The sequence below is a fragment of the Tenacibaculum sp. 190130A14a genome, assembly GCF_964048965.1.
GTDB classification, from domain to species: Bacteria; Bacteroidota; Bacteroidia; order Flavobacteriales; family Flavobacteriaceae; genus Polaribacter; species Polaribacter polynesiense.
Genome location: NZ_OZ040189.1, coordinates 1 through 14,834 on the forward strand (window position 1 = coordinate 1; position 14,834 = coordinate 14,834).

A 14,834-nucleotide genomic window follows, 5' to 3' on the forward strand; every position below is an offset into this window, starting at 1 on the left:
TGTTTAGTGTTTAGTGTTTAGTGTTTAGTGAAATAACAAAGTTTTAATTTTTAATGATTAGTTTTGAGTTAAAAATTAAATATTAAAGAAAGTATAGTTCAAAAAAAGAGTTTTCAGTTTTCGTTAAAAGTAATTTCTCTATACAAAAAACTACAAAAAGAAAAAGAGTTTATAATTTCAAAACAAGTGTTAAGAAGTGGAACTTCTATAGGAGCAAATATTGAAGAAGCTCTTGCAGGACAGAGCAAGCGCGATTTTATAGCAAAGATGTCCATTTCTTCAAAAGAAGCACGAGAAACAAAATATTGGTTACGATTACTAAAAGAAAGTGATTTAACAAAAATTAATGTTACGAACTTACTTAATGATATACATGAACTCATAAAGTTATTAACGGCAATTGTAAAAACGTCGCAACAAAATCTAACTAAGAACTAAGAACTAAGAACTAAGAACTAAGAACTAAGAACTAAGAACTAAGAACTAAGAACTAAGAACTTAAAAATGAACAATTTTACCCACATAAACGAACAAAACCAACCTAAAATGGTCAATGTTTCTGATAAAAAAATCACGAAACGAGTTGCTATTGCCAAAGCCACCATGTTTTTAGGCTCTGAAATTATAGGTCATTTTAACAACGATGAACTGATTACCAAAAAAGGTCCAGTTTTTCAAACGGCTATCATTGCTGGAATCCAAGCAGTAAAGAAAACCTCAGATATCATTCCAATGTGTCATCCATTACTAATCAACGGAGTTGACATTGATATAGATATTACCGACAATGAACATATTGAAGTGTTTTGCAAAGTAACTATTGAAGGAAAAACAGGAGTAGAAATGGAAGCCTTAACTGGAGCTTCTGCTACTTGCCTAACTATTTATGATATGTGTAAGGCCATTAGTCAAAAAATGGTAATCAAAGAAGTACAATTAATTGAAAAAACAGGAGGGAAATCCGATATAAAAAATGGATAAAAAGCATCAAAAACACACCAACTTAGCAAGAAAACACAACGATACCAATGCTCCCAACGAAGTAGTTCTTTTAGGAGCTAAATGTGGAATTATTGCCGATATTGTTACTCAGGTTTCGAACAAATTATCCAACTATAATTTGGCTTATTTTGATGCATCCCATGCAAAAGATGTGGAGCCAAATAGCTTGTCTGAATACACCTTCCATCACGAAGGAAACCTACAACTCACCACCTCCTCTTATATTAACAAATACGAGCAACGGTTACAATTTTACAACTATGATTATGTATTTGTAAATGGAAATCACTATCCAGGAGCCAAGCAAATTTTGATTTTAGATCCAGAAAAAGAAGCTTCTATTAAAAAGAGGATAGATCAAATTACCAGCATTCAATTTACCATTAAGCTAGATACAAACACACCGTATTTTGATTGCTTAAAAGAGAAATTTCCAAATATTGAAAATATCACGAGTTACTCGATTAACGAAATTGATAAAATCACCAATCATATTCATAATCTAATTAAAGAAACTATTGCTCCAGTAAAAGGTTTGGTATTAACAGGAGGGAAAAGTACTCGAATGGGAACTGATAAGGCCCAATTAAACTATTTTGGCAAACCTCAAAAAGAATATGTAAAGGAATTATTAGAAGAGAACTCGTTAAAAACCTTTTATTCAGTTGCTCAAAACAACAACAACTCAGAAGAAATTCATGATACTTTCTTAAATTTAGGTCCGTTTGGTGGAATTTGTTCTGCATTACAGCAAGACCCAAATTCAGCTTGGTTTGTATTAGCCACAGATGTACCTTTTGTTAACTCTGAATTAATTCAATTGGTATTACAAAAAAGGAATCCGAGTAAAGTAGCAACCACGGTTAAAGGGAAAGGTAAAGAGTTTCCAGAACCTTTGATTACCATTTACGAACCAAAAGCTTACGGAAAACTATTGCAATATTTAGCACAAGGATATTCTTGTCCGCGTAAAATGTTAATTAATTCTGATGTTGAAATTGTAGAAATTGATGATGAATTTATTAGAAACATTAATACTCCAGAAGAATTCGAAGCGGCTAAAAAAGAAATTAACTAACAATGAAACATATGCTAAAGGATTTATATAAACACCGGTTTGAGATCTTCTTGTTATCTCAAGTGCTCATTTTATTCGGTTCTCTTATATTTCCCTTTGAGTTTTATGAAGAAGTTGTACTTCCTATTTTTTTCTTGTTTAATATTATTACAGGAATGCTAATGATTTCAAAACATAAAAAGCATTTATGGTTTTTTATGGGACTTTTTATTATTTCTGCCTTTGTTTTTGGAGGGAAAATGATTCAAAAAGGAAATGAATCTGAAGAACTAGGACAACTTCGACTTACCATTTACTTTGTGTTTTACATCATGGTTACTTGGAGCATTATCAAACAAGTATGGCATGAAAAAACGGTAGATAAAAAAGTAATTTTAGGTTTAATGAGTGGTTATATTTCTTTAGGATTCTTAGCTTTTTTCCTGTTTATGTCTATAGAAATATGGAACCCTGGGTCATTTCAAGGAGTATTAATTACAGAAGGGAGTGATATCAATGCCCTTACCGACTCCATTATGTACTATGCTTATATTACCTTACTCACCATAGGTTATGGAGAAATTATACCAGCAACTCCTATTGCCCAAAAAGCAGCGATTTTAGTAGGACTAGTAGGTCAGTTTTATATTGCTATAGTAACCGCTATCGTGGTAGAAAAATACATCCGGTATAGTACCCGTAAAAAGTAATTTATATATTATAACATCTGTAAAAAACTATGAAAATAAAATTGCTAATAAATTTAATTGCATTTTGTTTCCTTTCAATATTAGAAATCAATGCTCAAGATTCAGAAAACGAAACCAATCAGATAAATAAATCTATCTTTAAATTTTCTTATCAACCTGAATCTCATTTCAATTCAAAGGGAGCAAAAAAAGATATTGCAAATGACAATATCAAGATACTATTTGCAGGAGGGTTAATGGGAATACCTGATTTTAATAATGAGAAAGATACTTTCTTTCAAAAAAAATACTCAGTTAAATTTTATAGTCAAGGGTGCCTTCGAAATGGCAAAAATGAAAATGAAGAAGCATATAATCAAACTATATTCCTTTACCTTGACAAAAGGTATGGAAAGGTTTGGAGAAATGAAATTCGTGAAAATGTTATTGGCTTAAAATAGCTTATATAAGACATAAAAATATTGAAAAATTGAGCTATTGAAAACAACAAAAATCTACACCATCATTCTCCATTCATTTATAATTATTGGAGTCGGTCATGGAATTGGAATCATGGCTATGTTCGACATCGCCAGCATTCCTAATTTAATAAGTGGGTATGGTTTTGCATTGAATGGGAGTTTTAGTGATAAAATTATGTCTATTGGACTCATTTCTTTAATAGGAAAACTATTACTCATTACAAGTTTTTTTATAAAATCTGAAAACTACAAAAGAGTATCGGAAATCATTGGAGTTATAATGCTATGGATCTCTGTATATTTCTTAACCAATGGAGATTGGATTTACGATTCTGCGCATGAAATTGCTTTTTACACAAGTATTCCTTTTTTAATCTCTTCAATAGTTTTCAGTGTCCTTCTAGTTATAGAAATATAGTTAAATGAATTGTAAAAAAAATGTAACAATTTAATTACAAGAGCGTTTTACTCATAGTTATGAACTAAACTACAGTTAAAATGATAAAACTGCTTAAGAAAATGTTTAAAAGGAGCTTTCAGTTCATTGGAGCGCTTTTAGTATTATTAATCTTAGCTGGCTTGCTCTTTCGTTTGTTTGGTCCTAAGCCCTATGAAGCAAAGGGAAGATTGGTTAGTGTAAACGACACAAAATTTCACATTAATTCTTCTGGAAAGAAAAATAATAAACCCACATTAATAATCGAAGCAGGAGGTGGTTTACCAACAGAATACTACCACTGGTTAAATGAAGGTTTAAAAGATAGCATACGAGTTGTACGTTACGATAGAGCTGGCGTTGGATATAGTGAGTTAAATGACACCCCTAGAGATGCAAAAACAATTGCAAGAGAACTACATGACTTGCTAAAGGAATCTGGTGAATCACCACCTTATATTTTAGCCGGACATTCATTAGGAGGCCCATATATTAGAGTTTTTACACAACTATATCCTGATGAAGTTGTTGGTTTAGTCTTTATAGACGCTACCCACCCTGAACAGGTAGAAAGATTCAATGCTGCACCAGAATCTTCATTTAGATTTAAAACCGCCGTTTGGGGAATAAACGTTGCTACATTCTTTGCAGACACTGGTGTTTTAGGGTTGATTGAAAGTTTTACAGGACCTACATTTGCCGCTAAAGGGCTTCCTGATGAAATAAACAGTCGTATGCGAGATATGTTATTAGACGGAAAAGGTCTTAGAGCTTATAAAGGTGAATTAGAAAATTACCATACTAATTTAAAACTAGCGCAAAAAGCTAATCAACTTGGCCCCATACCAGTTAGAGTGTTTACTGCTGTTGAAATGAATAGAGCTTCTTACATTGAAAGAGGTATCGATCCTGATAAATACCTAAAAGAGTTGATTGCTGCTCAAAAAGAGTTTATAAACGTTTCGTCTATTGGAAAGCAAATTTTGATTGATGGTAACCACCAAACTATTTTTACACATAAAAACAATGCTGCTATTATTAATAATGAAATTATTGAGTTGCTAAAAGAAATAGAAAAAACTAATTTTAACGCTGGTAACAAACATTAAAATTGTTAACTATAAATAAAACTCAAAATACTCATGACCTCTTTTAAATCGATTTGTGTCTTTCTTTTTTTGGCTACAATTTCGCAAAATATTTTTTGTCAATCATCAGCACTTACCTCAGTGTTAATTGATAAAAGAGATAGGCAACAATATCCAATTGTTAAAATAGGTGGTACTTGGTGGATGGCTAAAAACTTAAACTTTGCAAAACCAAATTCTTTTTGCTTAAATAATGAAGAAAAAAGCTGTTCTGTATATGGAAGGTTATATACTTGGAAAGCATCTTTAAATGCTTGTCCGAAAGGTTGGCGTTTGCCTAACCAAGAAGAATGGACAAAAATGCTAGACGTAGTTCAAAAAGAAAATGACTCTCTAAATACGAACTATTACGAAGTAATAAGAATTAGATATGCCAAATTAATTAAAGGAGGTGAAAGTAAATTTGACGCTTTAATTGGAGGAAATAGAAATCCCCATGGCTATTTCTACCGAATGAATGGGTTTTACTGGACAAGCTCAGAAAAAACCGGTACAAAAGAAGCTGAAAAAAGGTTAAACGAAACTTTTGCTGGGAATTACGGTTCTAAATTTTCTGATTACGGAATGTCTATTTGGTTTAGACCTGAAGACAAAAGGATATATTCTAACAATGCACCTTTTGTTAAAAAAAATGCTTTTTCGTGTAGGTGTATTAAAAACGAAAGTAATTAAACTTCAAAACTTGAAAATAAAAAAGCTATTACTCCAAACAATTGCAGTTATTCTATTTTATTCTTGTCAACCAAGAATTAAAAATAATACAGAAACATTAGAAAAAGTTTTTAACATGACTAGTTTTCAAATTGAAATTAAAAACTGGGGATGCTTCCACAATAGTGAAGAACATTTTATTGTTACCTTAAAAAGTGATGAATATCTTTTGAAATCAAAGAAAACTGGAGAAAGTCATATGGTTTCAAAAGTAAACATGGATTCTTTAAAAAATTATTTAAAAGCAAAAATTGGTAAAGAAGATTATGGTGGGTGTAGTTCAAGTGAATATATAAGAATTGGTTCTTTATTCAACTCTATAGATTATGAACATAGCCATTGTAGTGGAATTGAAGCTACCATTATTAATGATTTACTAAACTATTCTGAATTGACTATTCAAAATAGAATAGACGAATAACTCGGAAGTATAATAATGAATTGACATGAAGAAAAGTGACTTACTCCAATCCGTAAGAAATAAGAAAAATAAAAGAATAATTGTTATAGTTATAAGCCTGCTTCTTTATATGTTTTCTTTTAGTCAAAATTCAATAGTGGTAAATGGACAGGGTGGTTACAAATACTTCTCTTCTGTATCAACTTTTCTGAGTGGTGCATTTGGAGTTTTGGGAGGTGCATTTCATGAATGGTTAATCTGGTTAACGAATCCTATATATTTTATAACAATTTATTTATTTACTAAAGAAAACAAAAAATCAAAAATACTAAGCCTATTAATCGTAATGATAAGTCTTGTTTTTACACAATGGAAACAAATACTAATTAATGAAGGGGGAACTAAAGCCTCTATTGCTTATCTTGATGTTGGATATTGGTTATGGGTTTCAAGCTTCTTTATTCTTTCAACTGGGATCTTTATGTATTTTCTAAAACGAAGAGTTAATTAAACCTTCCAACAAGCTCATAGTCTTATACATAACTATCTTAATACGCAACCGATGAAAAACTCTATGTATTTAATTGTCATTTCATTGCTAGTTTTAGTAGCTTGTAACACAGAAGAGAACATTTCTACAAGTCCTGAAACTAACATACCTACAGTTACAACCAATGCTACTTTTGGAGTTCATACCCAAGAAAACGTTACTTATGCCAAAGGGTTAAGCCATCAAAGTTTAAATAGTATAGTAAGTACTGAATTAGAACTAAAACTAGACGTTTATACCCCTAACAATGCGAATACGAATAGACCTGTTTATATGTTTATTCATGGTGGTGGATTCATAGGTGGCTCAAGAAAATCTGGACATATCACACAAATAGCCAACTATTTTGCCTCAAGAGGTTGGGTATTTATTTCTATTGACTACAGAGTAAGAGATGATATTGGAACAATACCTCAAGAATGGATAGATTTTTCTACAAATCTTCCTACTCAATCAGTTTCTCAATTCTTAGCAATGTATCCTGCTCATAGAGATGCTAAAGCAGCTTTACGTTGGATAGTTGCTAATGCTAGCACCTACAATATCAATACAAACTATATTACTGTTGGGGGAGGTTCAGCAGGAGCAATTACTTCTATTACAGTAGGGGTGTCTAATCAAGAAGATTATAGAGATGAGCTCAATATAAGTGAAGATTCAACATTATCAACCACAAACCTTAATCAATCTTATACCATACAATCGATTATTGATTTTTGGGGCACAAAGGTTGGTGTAGATGCTGTAGAAAATATATATAAACAAGAACGTTTTGATAGCAATGATCCTTCTTTATTAATTATTCATGGTACTGCAGATGCCAATGTAAACACTCCATATAGCAGCGCTTTAGAATTAAAAAACAAATATGATGCTTCTGGTGCTTATGCTGAATTAATACCGCTTGAAGGGGCTGGACATTCAGCATGGAGTGCCACTGTAAATGGTAAAAATTTATCTGAATTGTCCTTTGATTTCATTGTTCAACAACAGCGTTTAAATGTTCAATAAATTCATTCTAGGTATCAATTTTATAAAAACGTATTATATTAGTTGATGTGAAGGAGCAAAATTCATCAAAACACAGAGAAGTTGAAAAACTCAAACAACATTTTGAGCTTTATCACATAGTTATTTCTGCCCATAAAGAATTTGTAAGAAATGATCTCTTTTTTGTGGAAGTAGTAATCAACAGCCACACCTTTAAAATTCTAGTTGAAGATGAGTATCGTGATTTTTCAACCGATTCCCCTTTAATGAATTGGTACCTTGTTCTTATCTCTCTAGAACTCTTTAATGAAACTGAAGATATTCTTGAATGGAGCAATGAATTGAATATTCCTCCTACAATGTTTCTAGAATACTATAAATCTTTGGCTACAATCTATCAAAAAATTGAAAAACTCATTGGAAAAGTAGATCCCTGCATTTCTTCCTTTGATTATTTTAATAAAACCAGTACTGTACGTGCTTTGTTAAAGTAAAGATAACCGACTATATTAGCTTAAAAATGACCCTAAGACCAGAACTAACACCCAACATACAAAGAGCAGAAAAATTATTTCCTAAAGTTTTAGAGCTTATCTCTCAATATGATAGTGCTTTTGATCAAGAAGATAAACATACCAAGCAATTGGTACTTAAAGAACTCAATTCTCTAACCAAGAAAAACTTAGAAAACCATGATTTATTCGAGTATTGGAGCTATATCAGTAAAGAAGATTTAGCCTTTAAGTTTTCATTACCTGCTCCCAAAAAAGTTGATACTATTACTGAAGAAGAAATTAAAGAAATTCAAAACCGTATTACATCTCTTGAAAATGCAGACAAGGCCCTACATGAAAAACTCTCTACATTTTTATTTAGTCATGGTGTAATCATTTCATATATATTAGTAGATGCATATTATCATCCTTTGCTAGAATTGAACGATCCATCATCCTCTTCCGATGTGATCTGTTTGTAACTAAAACAATGATAATAGTTCTTACTCATAGTTTAACTATGTTTAAAAATTTATAGGTTAACTTTACCATCAAAAAAATTGATTCTTTTATGGAAAACATCAAAAAACCATATGTAATCGTACTACTAAACTTGGTTGTTATTTTTGGTTGGAACTGGTATATTAAAACCAGAATTGCAAGTGCTAAGGCACTTATAGAATCAGTAAAGCTAAACGCTAATGATTTTACCGAAAAAGAAAAGTTGATTGTTTCAATGAATCATATTAATGAAATTGGTTTGGCATCTAATTCCATTTTTATAGTTTCTTTAGTGTTGTTTGTGCTCAACATTCTTTTTCTAAAATTTATGATGAAAGCCAACCTTTGGTTTTTAAAAGCACTCTTTTTCTTAATTGTAACTGCTTTTTCATCATTTATATTTTTCCTTCATATGATAAAAAATTCATAAAACTCAACAGGATCGTATCACACACGAATATTCATCTAAACTATACAATAAGAGTTGCGTCGATTATAAACAAAAAAACACTTAAGAATTAACCAATAATTCATCAAGTGTTTTTTGTACCAAAGGTGGGACTCGAACCCACACGCCCTTGCGAGCATCGGATTTTGAATCCGACGTGTCTACCAATTCCACCACTTTGGCTAAAGTAGGCAGCAAAGCTAAAAAAATATTTTATTTAAATCATTTAAAAAATAACTTTTAAACTCTCAAAATAGTTTTATTTTTGCCCCAACAACAACACTAACTCATAATAACATCTTGGTCAATGGCTACAAATCAATTAAGCCCCAAATTTTTTGCTTGTTCACAAAGTACTGAACTAGCAGAAGAAATTGCTAAAATATACGGTGCCGAATTAGGTAATGTAAAAACTACTCATTTTAGCGATGGTGAATTTCAACCAGCATTTGAAGAATCTGTAAGAGGTCGCAGAGTATTTTTAATCGGATCTACCTTTCCTTCAGCAGACAACTTAATGGAAATGCTATTAATGTGCGACGCTGCTAAACGTGCTTCTGCTCGTCATATTACTGCAGTAATGCCTTATTTTGGTTGGGCTCGTCAAGACAGAAAAGACAAGCCACGTGTAGCAATCGGTGCTAAATTGGTAGCAAAATTATTAGAAGCTGCAGGTGCTACAAGAATTATGACCATGGATTTACACGCAGATCAAATCCAAGGTTTCTTTGAAAAGCCAGTAGACCACTTATATGCATCTACTATTTTCTTACCATATGTAAAAAGCCTACAGTTAACTAACCTAACGGTAGCCTCTCCAGATATGGGAGGTTCTAAAAGAGCTTATGCATACTCTAAATATTTAGAAAGTGAAGTTGTTATTTGTTATAAGCAACGTTTAAAGGCCAATGTTATTTCTCATATGGAGTTAATTGGTAATGTAGAAGGTAAAAACGTAATCCTTGTTGATGATATGATTGACACTGGAGGAACTTTAACCAAAGCAGCCGATTTAATGATGGAACGTGGTGCTAAAAGTGTAAGAGCTATATGTACACATCCAATCTTATCAGGTAATGCATATGAAAGAATTCAAAATTCTAAGCTAACAGAGCTAATTGTTTCAGATACAATTCCTTTAAAAAGGCAAGTTTCTAAAATAAAAGTTGTATCTTGCGCCGCTTTATTCGCTGATGTGATGAAAAAAGTTCAAGACAATACATCTATTAGCGATCAGTTTTTAATGTAAATTTTATAAATAAATAATTAAGTAATGCAATCAATTACAATCAAAGGATCTCAAAGAGAAAGCGTAGGTAAAAAAGCAACAAAAGCCTTACGTAATGCTGGAAAGGTTCCTTGCGTATTATACGGAGGAGACAAGCCTGTTCACTTTTCAGCTGAAGCAAAAGCGTTCAAACCGTTAGTTTTTACTCCAAATGTATATACTGCAACGATTGAGCTTGACGGACAAACTTATGCCGCTGTTTTACAAGACATTCAGTTCCACCCAGTAACTGATGCTATTTTACACATTGATTTCTTCCAGTTATTCGAAGACAAGCCAGTAACTATGGAAATTCCTGTAAAATTAGTAGGATCTGCTAAAGGTGTTATGGTAGGGGGTGCTTTACGTCACAACTTACGTAAATTAAAAGTTAAAGCTTTACCAGCTAACTTACCAGATTTTATCGAAGCTGATATTACTGAGTTAGAAATTGGTAACAAATTATATGTAACTAAATTAGCAAACGAAAAGTATACTTTCTTACACCCAGATAACACTGTGGTTGCTCAAGTACGTATGTCTCGTAACGCTGCTAAAGCTGCTGCTGAAACAGAAGAAGCTTAAGAATTAGCTACTAAAAATAAATAAAAGCGTTACTTTGTGTAGCGCTTTTTTTAGTTTAAAACATGAATATTTTCAACTTTTTAAAGAAGTTATTTAAAACTTCTCATAAAACAGTATCAGAAATAGAAACAGATCCAATGAAAAAGTTTTTAATTGTAGGTTTAGGTAATATTGGTGAAAAATATGACGAAACTCGCCATAATATAGGTTTTAAAATTGTAGATGCCTTTGTAAAAGAACACGAAGGAAGCTTTGAAACTGATAAGTTAGGCGATATATCCAAACTAAAAATTAAAGGGAAGACCGTCTTTGTATTAAAACCTAGCACTTATATGAACCTTAGTGGAAAGGCTGTAATGTATTGGATGAAAAAAGAAAATATTCAAGTAGAAAACTTATTGGTAATTACAGACGATTTAAATATCGACTTCGGAAAAGTGCGTATCAAAGGAAAAGGAAGTTCTGGCGGACACAACGGACTTAAAGATATACAAGATAAATTTAACACTGGTGCTTACCCTCGTTTTCGCTTTGGTGTAGGCTCAGAATACAGAAAAGGACGTCAAGTTGATTTTGTATTAGGAAAATGGAGCGCTGAAGAAGAAAGTGCTATGATAGAACGCATTCCTTTCTCTGTAAATGCAGTAACTTCTTTTATTACCGCAGGTTTATCAAATACCATGAATGAATTTAACGGGAAATAAATAACGCTTGTTTCCTATTTTAATAAAAAAAATCCTGCTTTTGCAGGATTTTTTTATTTATTGTCACTAGCATACCATTCGGCAAAACTAGTATCTGTTTCTTGTAGTTTAATAGAATGTAACAACAAACTTTCTGGTAAACGACTTTTTATCTTATCAGCAAAATCGATCACCATCATCTCACTTGTTGGCTGATAGTCTACTAATATTACATGATGTCCTCTATCTTTTAACTCTTTTGCCAATTCAACATGTGGCGTGTTTTGATTAAATACTGTGGCATGATCAAAAACATCTACAATTTCTTCTTTTACGATCTTTTTAAGATCTCCAAAATCAATCACCATTCCATACTTTACATTCGAAGTATCTGAAATAGGTGTTCCAATAACCGTTACCGAGAGCTTATAGCTATGCCCGTGTACATTTTTACACTTACCATCGTATCCATATAAAGCATGCCCTGTTTCAAAGCTAAATTGCTTGGTAATTCTAATCTTACTCATAATACATCATCTCTTTTTGAAAGAAAAAAGCAACGTTTATTTTCTTCTAAACTTTTTGTTTGCTCTGTACTTATTAAAAAAATATACTACTGCTACTAAAGCAGCTAAAACGGCAAATAAATAATCTCCACCCATAATCTTTGTTTTTTATAATCGTCGAAAGTACGAATTTACTTTTTAAATTTTGCCAATGCGTTTTTAGTAAAGTCAGATAAGACTAACTTTCCCGAGGTTTCCGCTCTTTCTATTAACAATTCTTGCCAATGTTCAGTTCCTATCCAAAGTGCCTTTTTCATTTCGTCTAAAGCCTCTGGATTGTAAGAACCCAATTTTTCAGTAAAAATTTCGACTTCTTTATCTAACTCATCAATATTTTCAAACACTCTAGCATACAACCCTTTATCTTTTGCCCAATAGGCATTTTTCCAACTAGTAGCATCTAACGTAAGTTCTGCCAATCCACTTACACCTACTTTGCGTTCTACTGCCGGTGCAATTACAAAAGGACCTATTCCAATAGTAAACTCCGATAATTTAATAGAAGCCGCTTCTGTTGCTAATACATAATCACAAGCCGCTGCTAAACCAACACCTCCTCCAACAGTCTTTCCTTGCACTCTTCCTACAATTAATTTAGAACAACGACGCATGGCATTGATTACATTGGCAAAACCAGAAAAGAAATATTTACCATCCTTCAAATTATCAATAGCTACCAACTCATCAAAAGAAGCTCCTGCACAAAACGCTCTTTCTCCTTCCGATTTTAACACAATAATAGCTACCTCATCATTGGTAGATAATGTATCGAACTCATTGGCCAAACGCTCTAATAATTCGCTAGGAAATGAATTACTCGCTGGATGCCCGAATTCAACCGTAGCAATTTTATTTTCTATACGTGTATATAAACTTCCGTTGGATCTTGTTGTTGTCATTTTTTATAGTTTGTTCAAAAATAATCTTAATTTTAGTTTTTAAGAAATTATGAAAGATCAAATGCAATATTCGGTTATAGAAGGTATTCCTAAGCAAGCACAGTTAGAAGAGCTATTGCATTTATATGCTACTATTTTTGAAGATGCACAACTCAAATTCTTTATAGAACGTATTAAAACTAAAGCTCAAATACTTTGCTTAATTGCATATAATCAAAAAACACCTGTTGGATTTAAAATTGGTTATCGATACGACGAAACTACCTTTTACAGCTGGGTGGGTGGTGTTTTAGAAGACTATAGAAAAAAAGGAATTGCTAAAACCTTGGCATCATTACAAGAAAAATGGGTTCGAGAACATGGATTTTCTAAATTAAAAACCAAATCTATGAATCAATACAAACCTATGTTGATTTTAAATCTTAAGAATGGTTTTGATATTGTACAGATATACACCAATGATAGTGGTCAAACAAAGATTGTTTTTGAAAAAGAATTTTAGTTTTGTTTGCTCAATGGTAAAAACTTAGCTCTAAACTTGAAAATCAACGGAATTCCTCTGGCAATTATCCATCCGTAAAAAGCAATCCAGATGGCATATAATTTATAGTCTAAATGATCAAAAATTAAAAGTACTGGAATAAATACCAATCCCGTAGAAAGTAATAATACATTTCTTAAAAATTTCATTTCTCCAAGACCTTTAAACATTCCATCATAAATAAATGCTATAGAACATACAGGTTGCATGAGTAAGATAATCCAAAACGTATTGTAAAATTGCTCCAGCACCAATGCTTCTTTGGTAAAAATGCTTCCTATAAAATTGTAAAACACAAACCCAACTGCTGCCAATACTCCTCCAAAAACAAACCCATACACAATCAATTTGTTTCCTAAGCTTATCAAGGTGTCATAAGCCTTTGCTCCGAGTAGTTTTCCTGATAATATATTTCCTGCACTAGAATACCCATCAATCATAAACGCCCCCATTAACCACAAGTTAAGTCCGATGGTATATGCTGCAATGTATTCTTTTCCGTAGTCTGTAGCATAAGCAGTCGCAAAATACAAGGCTGTATTTAAAGCAATAGTACGTACAAACAAGTTTAAAATCATGACTACAAATCGCGGAATTTCCTCGTTAAATGGAAATTCTACTTTTAAAGAAATAGGCGTTTTAGTAAGTAGTAAATAGGCTGACAGTATTGCCATTACTATTTGCGCAATAACGCTAGCATAAGCCGCTCCTTGAATATTCATTGGTTCGATGTATCCTTCAATACCATATACTAATGCTAGATCTAAAACAATATTCACCACGGTTCCTACAATAGCAATTAACATAGGGTAATAGGTGTTTTGCAAACCTCTAAACGTACCAAAAACGGCAATTACAAAAAGTGTAAACGGGAACCCGAATACTCGAATTTTATAATATTCAACACAGAATTCTAAAATAGTTCCTGAAGCATTATAAAACTGAAATATTTCTTTAGCAAACGGGTAGCTTAACCCTAAGACAATTAAACTAGTACTCACTACAATTATAATGGCCTGAGCGGGTAAATTTTTTACTTCTTCTAGTTTGTTGGCTCCTACATATTGTGATATAATAGAGGAAATTCCACTTCGGGTTTGTCCAAACACCCAAATAAGCATTGAAAGAAAGGCTCCTACAATACCAATAGCAGCAATACTCTCTGTTGCGTTATACTTAATATTTCCTACAATGGCCAAATCGGTTGTAGAAAGTAAAGGTTCTGCTACGCCAGCAATTAATGCTGGAATGGCCAATTTGTTAATATGTTTAAAGCTTATATCGTAGGTCATAACGTACAACAAAGGAACAGATATTCTTTTACTCATAGAAATAAATTGAGTAAAAAAAGGAGTAAAAAATAACTACCTTTGTAGCTCAAAAAA

General features: G+C 32.2%; 21 protein-coding genes and 1 tRNA gene. 18 read left to right on the forward strand and 4 right to left on the reverse strand.

Going from position 1 to position 14,834, the window contains the following annotated elements:
- The first annotated feature begins 93 nt into the window (after positions 1-93).
- The 14 genes from ABNT22_RS00005 (at position 94) to ABNT22_RS00070 (ending at position 8,890) form a co-directional block, all read left to right on the forward strand.
- On the forward strand, positions 94-438 hold the full coding sequence (locus ABNT22_RS00005; protein ID WP_348718309.1) for a four helix bundle protein: 345 nt from the start codon (positions 94-96) through the stop codon (positions 436-438).
- A 66-nt stretch (positions 439-504) separates the two neighbouring features.
- Positions 505-981 carry a cyclic pyranopterin monophosphate synthase MoaC gene (gene moaC / locus ABNT22_RS00010; RefSeq protein WP_348718200.1) on the forward strand — a complete coding sequence of 159 codons (477 nt, stop codon included), beginning with the start codon at positions 505-507 and terminating at the stop codon, positions 979-981.
- Positions 974-2,080, forward strand: coding sequence for a molybdenum cofactor guanylyltransferase (locus ABNT22_RS00015; RefSeq protein ID WP_348718201.1), 1,107 nt, complete (start codon positions 974-976; stop codon positions 2,078-2,080). Before moaC ends, ABNT22_RS00015 begins: the two co-directional genes overlap by 8 nt.
- 11 nt (positions 2,081-2,091) lie before the next feature.
- Positions 2,092-2,769 (forward strand): potassium channel family protein, encoded by a 678-nt coding sequence (locus ABNT22_RS00020; protein ID WP_348721679.1) that lies wholly within the window; start codon positions 2,092-2,094, stop codon positions 2,767-2,769.
- 29 nt (positions 2,770-2,798) lie between these two features.
- Positions 2,799-3,209 carry a hypothetical protein gene (locus ABNT22_RS00025; protein WP_348718205.1) on the forward strand — a complete coding sequence of 137 codons (411 nt, stop codon included), beginning with the start codon at positions 2,799-2,801 and terminating at the stop codon, positions 3,207-3,209.
- A 37-nt stretch (positions 3,210-3,246) separates the two neighbouring features.
- Positions 3,247-3,648 carry a hypothetical protein gene (locus ABNT22_RS00030; RefSeq protein ID WP_348718206.1) on the forward strand — a complete coding sequence of 134 codons (402 nt, stop codon included), beginning with the start codon at positions 3,247-3,249 and terminating at the stop codon, positions 3,646-3,648.
- A gap of 80 nt (positions 3,649-3,728) precedes the next feature.
- Positions 3,729-4,775 carry an alpha/beta hydrolase gene (locus tag ABNT22_RS00035; protein WP_348718207.1) on the forward strand — a complete coding sequence of 349 codons (1,047 nt, stop codon included), beginning with the start codon at positions 3,729-3,731 and terminating at the stop codon, positions 4,773-4,775.
- Positions 4,776-4,895: 120 nt separating this feature from the next.
- Positions 4,896-5,486 carry an FISUMP domain-containing protein gene (locus ABNT22_RS00040; RefSeq protein ID WP_348727191.1) on the forward strand — a complete coding sequence of 197 codons (591 nt, stop codon included), beginning with the start codon at positions 4,896-4,898 and terminating at the stop codon, positions 5,484-5,486.
- A gap of 10 nt (positions 5,487-5,496) precedes the next feature.
- Positions 5,497-5,946 carry a hypothetical protein gene (locus ABNT22_RS00045; protein WP_348718209.1) on the forward strand — a complete coding sequence of 150 codons (450 nt, stop codon included), beginning with the start codon at positions 5,497-5,499 and terminating at the stop codon, positions 5,944-5,946.
- A gap of 25 nt (positions 5,947-5,971) precedes the next feature.
- Complete coding sequence (locus ABNT22_RS00050; protein WP_348718211.1) at positions 5,972-6,436, forward strand: hypothetical protein; 465 nt, start codon at positions 5,972-5,974, stop codon at positions 6,434-6,436.
- Positions 6,437-6,487: 51 nt separating this feature from the next.
- Complete coding sequence (locus tag ABNT22_RS00055) at positions 6,488-7,486, forward strand: alpha/beta hydrolase (RefSeq protein WP_348718212.1); 999 nt, start codon at positions 6,488-6,490, stop codon at positions 7,484-7,486.
- A gap of 47 nt (positions 7,487-7,533) precedes the next feature.
- Positions 7,534-7,959: a hypothetical protein gene (locus ABNT22_RS00060; RefSeq protein WP_348718213.1), complete on the forward strand. Its 426-nt coding sequence runs from the start codon at positions 7,534-7,536 to the stop codon at positions 7,957-7,959.
- Between the two features lie 26 nt (positions 7,960-7,985).
- Positions 7,986-8,441 carry a hypothetical protein gene (locus ABNT22_RS00065; RefSeq protein WP_348718214.1) on the forward strand — a complete coding sequence of 152 codons (456 nt, stop codon included), beginning with the start codon at positions 7,986-7,988 and terminating at the stop codon, positions 8,439-8,441.
- 89 nt (positions 8,442-8,530) lie between these two features.
- Entirely contained in the window at positions 8,531-8,890 is a 360-nt protein-coding gene (locus tag ABNT22_RS00070) for a hypothetical protein (RefSeq protein ID WP_348718215.1), read from the forward strand.
- A gap of 117 nt (positions 8,891-9,007) precedes the next feature.
- Here the strand turns inward: ABNT22_RS00070 and ABNT22_RS00075 are convergent.
- Positions 9,008-9,091: transfer RNA gene (locus ABNT22_RS00075), tRNA-Leu, on the reverse strand.
- Positions 9,092-9,215: 124 nt separating this feature from the next.
- Between ABNT22_RS00075 and ABNT22_RS00080 the strand changes: the two genes are divergently transcribed.
- The 3 genes from ABNT22_RS00080 (at position 9,216) to pth (ending at position 11,464) form a co-directional block, all read left to right on the forward strand.
- Entirely contained in the window at positions 9,216-10,157 is a 942-nt protein-coding gene (locus ABNT22_RS00080) for a ribose-phosphate pyrophosphokinase (RefSeq protein ID WP_348718217.1), read from the forward strand.
- A gap of 24 nt (positions 10,158-10,181) precedes the next feature.
- The gene (locus tag ABNT22_RS00085) at positions 10,182-10,760 is read left to right on the forward strand and encodes a 50S ribosomal protein L25/general stress protein Ctc (RefSeq protein ID WP_348718219.1); all 579 of its coding nucleotides are present in this window, start codon (positions 10,182-10,184) and stop codon (positions 10,758-10,760) included.
- 68 nt (positions 10,761-10,828) lie between these two features.
- Positions 10,829-11,464, forward strand: coding sequence for an aminoacyl-tRNA hydrolase (pth, locus tag ABNT22_RS00090; RefSeq protein WP_348718310.1), 636 nt, complete (start codon positions 10,829-10,831; stop codon positions 11,462-11,464).
- A 53-nt stretch (positions 11,465-11,517) separates the two neighbouring features.
- Here the strand turns inward: pth and ABNT22_RS00095 are convergent, their stop codons facing one another.
- The gene (locus ABNT22_RS00095) at positions 11,518-11,970 is read right to left on the reverse strand and encodes a 6-carboxytetrahydropterin synthase (RefSeq protein ID WP_348718220.1); all 453 of its coding nucleotides are present in this window, start codon (positions 11,968-11,970) and stop codon (positions 11,518-11,520) included.
- Between the two features lie 170 nt (positions 11,971-12,140).
- A complete protein-coding gene (locus ABNT22_RS00100) occupies positions 12,141-12,908 on the reverse strand; it encodes an enoyl-CoA hydratase/isomerase family protein (RefSeq protein ID WP_348718221.1) in 768 nt (255 codons plus the stop codon).
- A 49-nt stretch (positions 12,909-12,957) separates the two neighbouring features.
- On the opposite strand from ABNT22_RS00100, the gene ABNT22_RS00105 reads away from it, so the two are divergent.
- Entirely contained in the window at positions 12,958-13,410 is a 453-nt protein-coding gene (locus tag ABNT22_RS00105) for a GNAT family N-acetyltransferase (RefSeq protein WP_348718222.1), read from the forward strand.
- Here the strand turns inward: ABNT22_RS00105 and ABNT22_RS00110 are convergent.
- Positions 13,407-14,741, reverse strand: a complete 1,335-nt coding sequence (locus tag ABNT22_RS00110; protein WP_348718311.1) for an MATE family efflux transporter — start codon at positions 14,739-14,741, stop codon at positions 13,407-13,409. The two genes, ABNT22_RS00105 and ABNT22_RS00110, sit on opposite strands and share 4 nt — an antisense overlap.
- Positions 14,742-14,834 lie beyond the last annotated feature (93 nt).